Annotated in this window: 9 protein-coding genes, 1 tRNA gene and 1 pseudogene; 2 read left to right on the top strand and 9 right to left on the bottom strand. The window is 62.1% G+C overall.

Going from position 1 to position 10538, the window contains the following annotated elements; translation table 11 throughout:
- Positions 1 to 591 (bottom strand): LysR family transcriptional regulator (locus VFL62_RS03665; RefSeq protein WP_325171020.1); only part of this gene is annotated, 591 nt, incomplete at its 3' end.
- 32 nt (positions 592 to 623) lie between these two features.
- Positions 624 to 1589, bottom strand: coding sequence for a thioredoxin-disulfide reductase (gene trxB, locus VFL62_RS03660; protein WP_325171018.1), 966 nt, complete (start codon positions 1587 to 1589; stop codon positions 624 to 626).
- Positions 1590 to 1877: 288 nt separating this feature from the next.
- On the opposite strand from trxB, the gene VFL62_RS03655 reads away from it, so the two are divergent.
- On the top strand, positions 1878 to 2357 hold the full coding sequence (locus VFL62_RS03655) for an Lrp/AsnC family transcriptional regulator (protein ID WP_325171017.1): 480 nt from the start codon (positions 1878 to 1880) through the stop codon (positions 2355 to 2357).
- A 115-nt stretch (positions 2358 to 2472) separates the two neighbouring features.
- Here VFL62_RS03655 and VFL62_RS03650 read toward each other — a convergent pair whose 3' ends face one another.
- The 5 genes from VFL62_RS03650 to VFL62_RS03630 all read right to left on the bottom strand — a co-directional run bounded on the left by VFL62_RS03650 (position 2473) and on the right by VFL62_RS03630 (position 8818).
- Complete coding sequence (locus VFL62_RS03650; RefSeq protein ID WP_325171016.1) at positions 2473 to 2871, bottom strand: DoxX family protein; 399 nt, start codon at positions 2869 to 2871, stop codon at positions 2473 to 2475.
- A 510-nt stretch (positions 2872 to 3381) separates the two neighbouring features.
- On the bottom strand, positions 3382 to 3855 hold the full coding sequence (gene greA / locus VFL62_RS03645) for a transcription elongation factor GreA (protein WP_325171019.1): 474 nt from the start codon (positions 3853 to 3855) through the stop codon (positions 3382 to 3384).
- Between the two features lie 211 nt (positions 3856 to 4066).
- Entirely contained in the window at positions 4067 to 7531 is a 3465-nt protein-coding gene (carB, locus tag VFL62_RS03640) for a carbamoyl-phosphate synthase large subunit (RefSeq protein ID WP_325171015.1), read from the bottom strand.
- Positions 7532 to 7875: 344 nt separating this feature from the next.
- Positions 7876 to 7952, bottom strand: a tRNA-OTHER gene (locus tag VFL62_RS03635).
- A gap of 164 nt (positions 7953 to 8116) precedes the next feature.
- Entirely contained in the window at positions 8117 to 8818 is a 702-nt protein-coding gene (locus VFL62_RS03630; protein ID WP_325171014.1) for a class I SAM-dependent methyltransferase, read from the bottom strand.
- 137 nt (positions 8819 to 8955) lie between these two features.
- Here VFL62_RS03630 and VFL62_RS03625 point away from each other — a divergent pair, with 137 nt between their 5' ends.
- Positions 8956 to 9477: a DNA starvation/stationary phase protection protein gene (locus VFL62_RS03625; RefSeq protein ID WP_325171013.1), complete on the top strand. Its 522-nt coding sequence runs from the start codon at positions 8956 to 8958 to the stop codon at positions 9475 to 9477.
- 130 nt (positions 9478 to 9607) lie between these two features.
- On the opposite strand, the gene VFL62_RS03620 is transcribed toward VFL62_RS03625, so the two are convergent.
- Together VFL62_RS03620 and VFL62_RS03615 are read right to left on the bottom strand one after the other, a co-directional pair.
- Positions 9608 to 10132 (bottom strand): hypothetical protein, encoded by a 525-nt coding sequence (locus VFL62_RS03620; RefSeq protein WP_325171012.1) that lies wholly within the window; start codon positions 10130 to 10132, stop codon positions 9608 to 9610.
- 78 nt (positions 10133 to 10210) lie between these two features.
- A pseudogene (locus VFL62_RS03615) lies at positions 10211 to 10538 on the bottom strand (PaaI family thioesterase); the annotation flags it as partial.

Genomic DNA, 10538 nt, shown 5'->3' with positions numbered 1-10538 from the left:
CGGAACGTTGTTGTCGCCGAGCACGATGATGCGATGCGAGTCGAGTTCGTCGAGCGTGCGCGGCGTGCCGAAGCGCTTGACGTATTCGGGTGAGCAATAGGCGTGAAAGCCCATCGCGAACAGCTTGCGCTGGATCAGGTCCGGCTGCGTCGGCTTGCGGGTGCGGATCGCCACATCGGCTTCGCGCATCGACAGGTCGAGTTCTTCGTCGGTGACGATCAGCGAAATGCGGATTTCCGGATAGAGCGCGGTGAACTCGCCGAGCCGGGGGATCAGCCAGTTGATGCCGACGCCGGGCGTCGTCGTGATCTTGAGGTCGCCGCTCGGTCGCTCGCGGCTGTCGGTGAGCTTGGCGCGGGCGGCCTGCAACTGCATGAACACGTCATGGGCGGTGCGAAACAGCAGATCGCCTTGCTCGGTCAGGATCAGGCCGCGGGCGTGGCGGTGGAACAGCGACACCGACAATTCCTGCTCCAGCGCGCTGACCTGACGCGAAACGGCCGATTGCGACAGACCGAGTTGCTCGCCGGCATGCGTGAAGCTCCCTGCCTCGGCCGCCGCGTGAAACACTTTCAGCTTGTCCCAGTCCATATCCATAAATCCGTCGCGAGTTCGATGAATATTCATTCTGCGGCCGCGCGGTCATTCGCACGGAGCGCCAGAAAACGTTCGGCTTCAAGCGCCGCCATGCAGCCAAGGCCTGCGGCCGTGACCGCCTGACGGTAGGTCTCGTCGGCGACGTCGCCGGCGGCAAACAGGCCAGGCACCGAGGTGGCCGTCGAATTCGGCGCGACCTCGACATAGCCGGAGGGTTTGAGCTTGATCTGTCCGACCACGAGGTCGGTCGCCGGCGCATGGCCGATGGCGATGAAGACGCCGTCGGCGGGTAGCTCGGTGAGCGCGCCGGTCTTGACGTTCTTCAGCCGCACATGCGTGACCTTGGACGGATTTTCGTCGCCCTTGATCTCGTCGATCGCGCTGTCCCACACCACCTTGATCTTGGGATGCTTGAACAGGCGGTCCTGCAGAATGCGCTCGGCGCGGAAGTGATCGCGGCGATGCACGACCGTGACCTGCGAGGCGAAATTGGTGAGGAACAGCGCTTCCTCCACCGCGGTGTTGCCGCCGCCGACCACGACGACCTGCTTGCCGCGATAGAAAAATCCATCGCAGGTCGCGCAGGCTGAAACACCGAAACCCTTGAACTTCTCTTCCGTCGGCAGCCCCAGCCAGCGCGCCTGCGCGCCTGTCGCGAGAATGACGGTCTCCGCCAGATAGACGTCGCCGGAATCGCAAGTCAGGCGGAACGGGCGGTCGCCAAGTTCGAGCTTGTTGACGAAGTCGGTCACGATCTTGGTGCCGACATGGGCGGCCTGCTTCTCCATCTGCTCCATCAGCCATGGACCCTGGATGACGTCGGCAAAGCCCGGATAGTTCTCGACGTCGGTGGTGATGGTGAGCTGGCCGCCGGGCTGGATGCCCTGGATCAGCACCGGCTCGAGCATTGCACGGGCCGCGTAGATCGCCGCAGTGTATCCGGCCGGGCCGGACCCAATGATGACGACCTTCGCGTGAATAGGGGCAGCCATGAACAGGTCCCTTTCGAGGGGATTTGATGCTTGCTTAAGCGGATTTCGCTTCGGGAGGCGCCGCGGTGGCGCCGAAAGTGTCAAATCCAAGTCTAGGGTATCTGGCGAGCTATGCAAGAATTGCAATTCAAATCAGCAAAATTTCCCGTGAGTTAGAAAAATGGCGCACCGCACGCGAAATAAAATTGCGCGCCCCAGGCGAGCTGCGCTAAGAGAGTTGCCAGTCGCGGCCAGCAAATGCAGACCGCTGGCACCCTGAACCCACTCTCAGCCCGGAACCCAGACCGCGTGTCGAAGAATCTTGACGAAATTGACCTCAAAATCCTGAGCGAAATCCAGGCTGACGGTCGAATCACCAATGTCGAATTGGCCAAACGCGTCGGCATCTCGCCACCGCCATGCCTGCGCCGGGTCCGGACGCTGGAGGAGGCGGGTTACATCCAGGGCTATCGCGGACTGCTCGATCCGCGCAAACTCGGCTTCGACGTCACGGTCTTTGCCTCCGTCCATCTGTCGAGCCAGGCGGAAGCCGACCTGCGCGCGTTCGAGGACTTTGTGCGCGCCGAGCCGCTGGTGCGCGAATGCTGGATGCTGTCGGGGGAAGTCGATTTCGTCCTGAAGTGCGTCGCGCCTGACATGGCGACGTTCCAGGACTTCGTCACGCATCTGACCGCTGCGCCGCATGTGCGAAACGTGCGGACCTCGCTGGTGCTGCATAATTCGAAATATGAGGCGGCCGTGCCGCTGGACGTGAAGGCAAAAAACTAGCTGGCATTCGGGCCGCGAATGCAATGAGCGAACCATGGTGCGCGACTGCGCACCAGAGAATCTCGAGCTTCCGGGTCTGGTGCTGGGCGCACCAGCCCGGAATGACGCTCCGCCGTCAGTTCTTCTTTCCCAGCATGGCATCCACGCTATAGGGGCCGCCGCCCGCGGTCGCGAGATACAGGCACGCGAAGCAGAACAGAATCGCAGCCGTACCGTTGTTGAACAGCGGGAAAAATCCACGCGGGAAATGTCCGATGAAATAGGCAAAGGCCATTTCGCCCGACAGAATGAAGGCGGCGATCCGCGACCACAGGCCGATCAACAGAAGTGTGCCAAGTACAAGCTCGAGCATGCCCGCGGCCCCGATCAGCGAGAACAACTCCACCTTGTCGAATTGTGTGCCGGCCGGAAATTTCAGGATCTTCGCGATGCCGTATTGAAGCAGCAGTAGCCCGGTGATGAAGCGAAACAGGCTGAGCGCAGCCGGCTGAAATCTCGAAAACATCTGGTCCATGTCAATAACCCCCTGTTTGACACCTTAGAATTCGAAACGCGTGAGCTTATGATCTTGGCATGCGAATGCCTTCTGCGGCCCAACAGCTAACCCCCACTTCTCAACAATATTCCGCGGCCCGACATGAGAAAAGCCGCGCGCTAGTGGTCCGATTTCTCACATTCGCATCTCTTCGCAGCGGGCACGTTTGCGAATGTTGGAATCGAAGGACCACTAGCAAGTTCAAGTTGCTAGTGGAGTTTAGGATTTGACATTCGCTTTCAGAGTTCGCGGCCGGGCAGGTAGCGAATGTCAAATCCACTCCGCTAGAGCTCCGATTCCGAAGTTCGTATGATGTCGCGGCCCCAGGTCTACGAACTTCGGAATCAAAGGAGCTCTAGCAACTTATTGATGCTAGTACGGCTTTGAATTTGAAGTTCCTATGATGGACTCGGGGCGAAACTGATGGGAACTTCAAATTCGCCGTACTGGCCGGTTGTCGGTGCGTTCGGTGCCGGCGGGCCTGAAAGATCAGCGCCACTCGACCTTGGTGATCTCGTAGGCCTTCGCGCCGCCGGGGGCCATCACCTCGACGGTGGTGCCCTTCTTCTTGCCGATCAGCGCGCGCGCCAAGGGCGAAGTGATGGATATCTTGCCCTTCTTGGCATCGGCTTCGACTTCGCCGACGATCTGCCACACTGCTTTTTTCTCGGTGTCTTCATCGACCAGCGTGACGGTGGCGCCGAACTTGATCGTGTCGCCGGAAAGCTTCGAGATGTCGATCACGTCGGCGCGCGCAAGCTTGTCCTCGAGCTCGGCGATGCGGCCTTCGTTGTGCGACTGCTCCTCTTTGGCGGCGTGATATTCCGCATTTTCGGACAGGTCGCCATGCGAACGGGCTTCTGCGATATGCTCGATGATGCGCGGACGCTCCACCGACTGGCGCTTTTTCAATTCCTCCTCGAGCGCGGCATAGCCGCCTGCGGTCATCGGAACCTTTTCCATCATCTCTTCTGTCCTTCGATCGCGCGGGCGTGCTGAGGGACGATACGCGCGACACTCCTTTTTCCAGATCGGGCCTTTGTTTCCGAAACAATCCAAAAGCCGGCCAACTCGGCCCCGCAACGGAGGCCAACTCAACTTCGGTTCGGGCGGAGAGTTCCTAGCAACAGGCTCTGTTGCCGATCATTGCAAAGGCTTTGTGGCCCGCCAATGATCAGCTTTCGGAAAAGTAACTCTGCAAGGTGCGGACCTCAAGGTCCCCGCCCAAATAAGCGCGGACGCCCTGGGCGGCCGCCACGGCACCGGAAAGAGTGGTGTAATACGGCACTTTATGCAAGAGGGCAGCCCGCCGCAGCGAGCGGCTGTCGGCCAATGCCTGCGGCCCCTCGGTGGTGTTAAAAACCAGCTGAATGTCGCCATTGGTGATGGCATCGACGATATGCGGCCGTCCTTCCAGCACCTTGTTAACTTTCTCCGCCGGAACGCCCTGGTCGCTCAGAAAGCGCTGCGTTCCCGATGTCGCCAGCACCTTGAAACCGAGCGAGGATAGCAGGCGGACCGCATCGACGATGCGGGTCTTGTCGGTCTCACGCACCGAGACGAACACCGTGCCCTTGCGCGGCACGCGCGTGCCGCCGCCGAGCTGGCTCTTGGCAAACGCAATCTCGAAGCAGCGGTCGATGCCCATGACCTCGCCGGTCGAGCGCATCTCCGGTCCGAGCACGGTATCGACCCCGGGGAAGCGCGCGAACGGAAATACCGATTCCTTGACGCCGACATGGTCGGGCTTCGGCTTCTTCAGTTTGAAGTCGGCAAGCTTCTCGCCGGCCATCAGTCGCGCGGCGATCTTGGCGACCGGCATGCCAATCACTTTTGCCACGAACGGCACCGTGCGCGAGGCGCGCGGATTGACCTCGAGCACATAGATATCGCCGTCCTTGATGGCGTATTGCACGTTCATCAGGCCGACGACGTCGAGCCCCAGCGCGAGTTCGCGGGTTTGCCGCTCGAGTTCTGAGATCGTCGCGGCGTCGAGCGAGTGCGGCGGCAGCGAGCAGGCAGAGTCGCCGGAGTGAATGCCGGCTTCCTCGATGTGCTCCATGATGCCGACGATGAAGGTGTCTTTGCCGTCGGACAGACAGTCGACGTCCACCTCGATCGCGTCGGACAGATAGCGGTCGAACAATAGCGGATTGGTGCCGAGCACGGTGTTGATCTGACCGGTCTTGTCGTTGGGATAACGCGCCTTGACGTCGCCGGGGACGAGTTCGGGCAGCGTGTCGAGCAGGTAATCGCTGAGCTGGTTGTCCTCGCGAATGATCTGCATCGCGCGGCCGCCGAGTACGTAAGACGGCCGTACCACCAGCGGCAGGCCGAGATCGGCCGCAACCAGACGCGCCTGTTCGACCGAATAGGCGATGCCGTTCTTCGGCTGCTTCAATCGCAATTTGTCGAGCACGCGCTTGAAACGGTCGCGGTCTTCGGCGAGGTCGATGGCATCTGGCGAGGTGCCGAGGATCGGCACGTCGGCCTCCTCCAGCGCATGGGCGAGCTTGAGCGGCGTCTGGCCGCCGAATTGCACGATCACGCCATGCAGGCGGCCGTTGGTCTGTTCGGTCGCGATGATCTCAAGCACGTCCTCGGCCGTCAGCGGCTCGAAATACAGCCGGTCGGCGGTGTCGTAGTCGGTCGACACCGTTTCCGGATTGCAGTTGATCATGATGGATTCATAGCCGGCGTCATGCAGCGCGAAGCAGGCGTGACAGCAGCAATAGTCGAACTCGATGCCCTGGCCAATCCGGTTCGGACCGCCGCCGAGAATGATGACCTTGTTCTTGTTCGACGGCGCGCTTTCGTCGACAGCGGAGCCGGCGAACGGGGCCTCGTAGGTCGAATACATGTAGGCGGTTGGCGATGCGAACTCCGCGGCACAGGTGTCGATGCGCTTGAACACCGGGCGGACACCGAGTTCATGGCGGCGCGCCTTCACCTCGGCTTCGCTCATGTTGGCAAGCACGGCAAGCCGCGCATCCGAAAAGCCCATCGCCTTGAGCATCCTCAGGCCGAATGCGTTCGGCGGCAGCCCGTCCTGCCTGACTTTCGCTTCCATATCGACGATGGCGCGCATCTGCGCCAGGAACCACGGATCGATCTTGCAGGAATTGAAGATGTCTTCGTCGCTCCAGCCGAGCCGCATCGCCTGCGCCACCTGCAAGAGACGGTTCGGCGTCGGCGTGCCGAGCGCGGCGCGGATCGCGTTTTTGTCGTCGTCGCGTCCCAAACCCTCGATCTCGATTTCGTCGAGCCCGGTCAGCCCGGTCTCGAGCCCGCGCAGCGCCTTTTGCAGGCTCTCCTGGAACGTGCGGCCGATCGCCATCACTTCGCCGACCGACTTCATCGAGGTGGTCAGCGTGGTGGAGGCGCCGGGAAATTTCTCGAAGGCAAAGCGCGGAATCTTCGTGACGACGTAGTCGATGGTCGGCTCGAACGAAGCCGGCGTTGCGCCGCCGGTGATGTCGTTGGCGATTTCGTCGAGCGTGTAGCCGACGGCGAGTTTGGCGGCGACCTTGGCAATCGGGAATCCGGTGGCCTTCGAGGCCAGCGCAGAGGAGCGCGACACGCGCGGATTCATTTCGATGACCACCATGCGGCCATCGACCGGGTTGACGCCGAACTGGACGTTGGACCCGCCGGTCTCGACGCCGATCTCGCGCAGCACCGCAAGCGATGCGTCGCGCATGATCTGGTATTCCTTGTCGGTGAGCGTCAGCGCCGGCGCGACCGTGATCGAGTCGCCGGTATGAACGCCCATCGGGTCGAGGTTCTCGATCGAGCAGACGATGATGCAGTTGTCCTTCTTGTCGCGCACCACCTCCATCTCGAACTCTTTCCAGCCGAGAACGGATTCTTCGATCAGCACTTCGTTGGTCGGCGAGGCGTCAAGGCCGCGCTCGATGATGTCGATGAACTCTTCCTTATTGTAGGCGATGCCGCCGCCGGTGCCGCCCATGGTGAAGGAGGGGCGGATGATCGCCGGCAGGCCGATCTCCGACAGCGCCATCAACGCTTCGGCAAGCGCCTGCTGCTGATAGCGCTTGCGCCGCTCGTTTTCGCCGAGCGTCCATTGGCGCTCGAATGCCTCCAGCGCCTCGCCCGAGAGCTTTTCGCGGTCGGCGAGATACTTGTCGCGGTCGGATTTCTTCAGCGAAGAGGCATTGGCAAGCCGCGACTTCGGCGTCTGCAGGCCGATCTTTTCCATGGCGTTGCGGAACAGCTGGCGGTCTTCGGCCTTGTCGATCGCATCCGCCGTCGCGCCGATCATTTCGACATCGAATTTGGCGAGCGTGCCCTGCCGTCGCAGCGACAGCGCGCAGTTCAGCGCGGTCTGGCCGCCCATGGTCGGGAGCAGCGCGAAGCCGCCGGGGACGACGTGGCGCTCCTTCTCGATGATCTTGGCGACGATCTCGGGCGTGATCGGCTCGATATAGGTCGCGTCCGCGAGCTCCGGGTCGGTCATGATCGTCGCCGGATTGGAATTGACCAGGACGATGCGGTAGCCCTCTTGCTTCAACGTCTTCACCGCCTGCGTGCCCGAATAGTCGAACTCGCAGGCCTGGCCGATCACGATGGGACCGGCGCCGATGATCAGGATGGTGGAGATGTCGGTTCTTTTGGGCATCAAAACTCGTTGGGCAAGGCCGAAAACGGGCACAAAAAAAGGGCGCGCATTTCGCGCGTCCCCTGGCCAGAAGCGCGTGATCGCCGCGCGCGGAGCGGTCTTTAGACCAGATTCCGCGGCTGCGAAACCCCCAATAAACGGCCATCAACCGGCATTTTCCCCCTTCGCTCTTCGAGCTACGGCCGGGCAAGCCCCTGTGGGGCAGCTTTTAGACGGATCCGGCTGGCTGGGCAGGCTGGTAGGATCAGCCCGGCTACGCTTTCGCTTTGCTCAAGCTATGCCGGATCCGCTTTGCCTGCCGGTCTGGCGTGGTTGCGCCACGCGTAGCCCGAAAGGGCGAAGCGTGGAGGCCCGGCCTGGATTTGAACCAGGATAAAGAGCATTGCACTGCTCTTGCGTCGACGCTTTCCGCCACCGGGCCGCGGCCATCTTTCCCGATCGGCGCGCGCGGGGCTACTGCTTGTCGCGGTTAACCCTACCAGCCTTCGCAGGGCTGCGCCTGCTTCGGCTAGGCAGGCCATATCAAGGCGAAGGCTGCCTCGGCGCGGCCCGAAGGGCGAAGGCGGATCCGCCGCTCACACGCCCTCATGTGGCCAAGGAAGGCCGCGCCACAAAAGTCATGCGCCAGGGATTGTGGCCGATATTGACGGCGACGCGCGAGCCGGTGAAGCCGTTTGCCGTCAGGCGGGCGACCATGTCGGCCTCACTGTAGCGCTGCAGACCGACGCGGCTGCGCAATTGCCGGTAATCGGACAGCGCGGTCGATACCAGGCCGACCAGCGCGTCGCGCAGAAATCCGTAAGCGGCGGCAAAACGCAGCAGCGCGATGACATCGCGCGGCATGCCGACCTCGGGGCGCAGCACGTCGCCGATCACCAGCCGGCCGCTGGGTTTCAGCAGCCGCCGGATGGTCGTCAGCGCGCCCTCGAACTCATCCGGCGTCATGTATTGGATCACCGAATTCATCACCACGAGGTCGATCGATTGCTCGGGCATCTTGCGCACGTCTTCCAGCGAGCGGACGCGGATCTTGGTATTGGGCGCAAAGCGGGCGATCAGGCGGCCGCGCACGCCCGGCGCGGGCTCGGCGAGATAGAGCAGGCCGCAGGCATCGGCAACCTTGGCCGCCGACAAGGCTTCGCCGCAGGCGTAATCCAGCACCACGGCATCGGGTGAGCCGATATAGCCGATGATATCGCGCGCAATCAGCTGAAAATGCAGGTCGCGATGCCGCTTACTTGCATAAATCGTATGCGTGGAATCGTAGTAGTCGATCCAATCGTCCATTAGCTTGCCTTCAGGCGCCGCAGAATACCAAGGTTCCGGCAGAGGAACCGGGTCGCTCATGAGGCGTTAAATGGTCCTGTGAACGATGTCCATCGCCCCCATCGCCCAATGTCCGGTACCTAACAGGAAGGCCGATCGTGAGCAAAGCCAGCAAAACCTCCCCCGATCTCGACACCCCGACCGACCTGCCGAAGGCAGCGGCCGACAAGATTTCAGCCGCGCTCAACGTGCTGCTGGCCGACGCCTTTGCGCTTTACCTGAAGACGAAGAATTTCCATTGGCACGTCAGCGGCCGTCATTTCCACGACTATCACCTGATGCTCGACGAGCAGTCGGATGCGATCTTCGCCAGCACCGATCAGTTGGCCGAGCGGGCCCGCAAGCTGGGCGGCACCACGCTGCGCTCGATCAGCCAGATTTCGAAATTGCAGACCATCAAGGACAACAATGAGGACTATGTGCCGCCGCGCGAGATGCTGCGCGAATTGATGGAGGACAACAAGCACATCGCAGCCGCCATGCGGAAAGCCCACAAGCTGTGCGACGACCACGAGGATTCCGGCACCGCGGGCCTGCTCGAGACCTTCATCGACGAGACCGAGCGGCGCACCTGGTTCCTGTTCGAGGCCTCGCGCCAGGAAGGCAGCAACGCGGCCTGATCTTGTCATTGCGAGCGCCAGCGAAGCAATCCAGTCTTTGGTCATTCCGGGTTCGCTCGTTGCACCCGCGCCGCGGAATGACGATGCGAAAGATGCTGGGCTTCGTCGCCAACGCTCCTCGCAATGACGGCTAGCGCTGCCACAACGCCGTCAGCGGCCCCTTCTTGCCCGTCACCGGATCGCTGTCCGGCAACTTCACTTGCGGAATGCTCTTGAGCGCGGCGGCGTGATTTTCAGGCGTCGGCCGCGTCACCTGCATTTTTGCGCCCGGCGGATAAGCGCCGACCACGGAAAAGTCCTCGCTCGCACGCAGGCACTGGTGGCCGGTACCCGCAGGAAGAATCGCGACATCGCCGGGGTCAAGCTCGAATTCTCTCCCGCCGTGGCCGCCGAAGCGAACGCGAGCGTGGCCGCGCGCGATGCCAAGCACTTCGTGCACCGTGGCGTGATAGTGCAGGTAGTCGAAGATGCCGTCGCGCCAGATATCCTGGCCCCAGCCGTTGGCGTTGAACAGGTCTTCGAACGTTTTCTCCGGCGAGGCGTGGTCGAGTTCGACCGCACCCTTGTAGATCACGAACGGCAGGGTGTTGTTGGGGACGAGGCCATCATCCTCGAAAATGAACGTCGACGGTTTTGGGTTCTTGATATCAGGCAAATGGCGCTCCCGCTGATATTGGCGATCAGGACGCGGGGAACAATCAAGGTGCGGGCGCGACGTTCCTCTGGGCTGTCGCTACATTCCCTTGGCTGGCGGCCCTGGAATTTCGAACACCAGACAGGTCGTCGTCCATGCGCCAGCAGCCGGCCATTGGCGTCGGTGATGCGCCCCTCCGCGGTGGCCGCACGGCGGCCGACGTTGAGCGTGCGGCCTTCCGTACGCACCACGCCGGTGTCCTTGGTCATGCCGCGGATGAAGCTGATCTTGAATTCCAGCGTGGTGTAGCCGGTGCCGGCCGGCAGCATCGAATGCACCGCAAGCCCCATCGCGGAATCCAGCAGCGCCGCGGCATAGCTGCCGTGTACCGAGCCGATCGGATTGTAGTGCCGGAAGCCGGGGACGC

The sequence above is a fragment of the Bradyrhizobium sp. genome (assembly GCF_035701725.1).
Taxonomy (GTDB): Bacteria; Pseudomonadota; Alphaproteobacteria; order Rhizobiales; family Xanthobacteraceae; genus Bradyrhizobium.
Note: the sequence above shows the minus strand (reverse complement) of the source record. Positions and strands in the feature narration are given on the sequence as shown.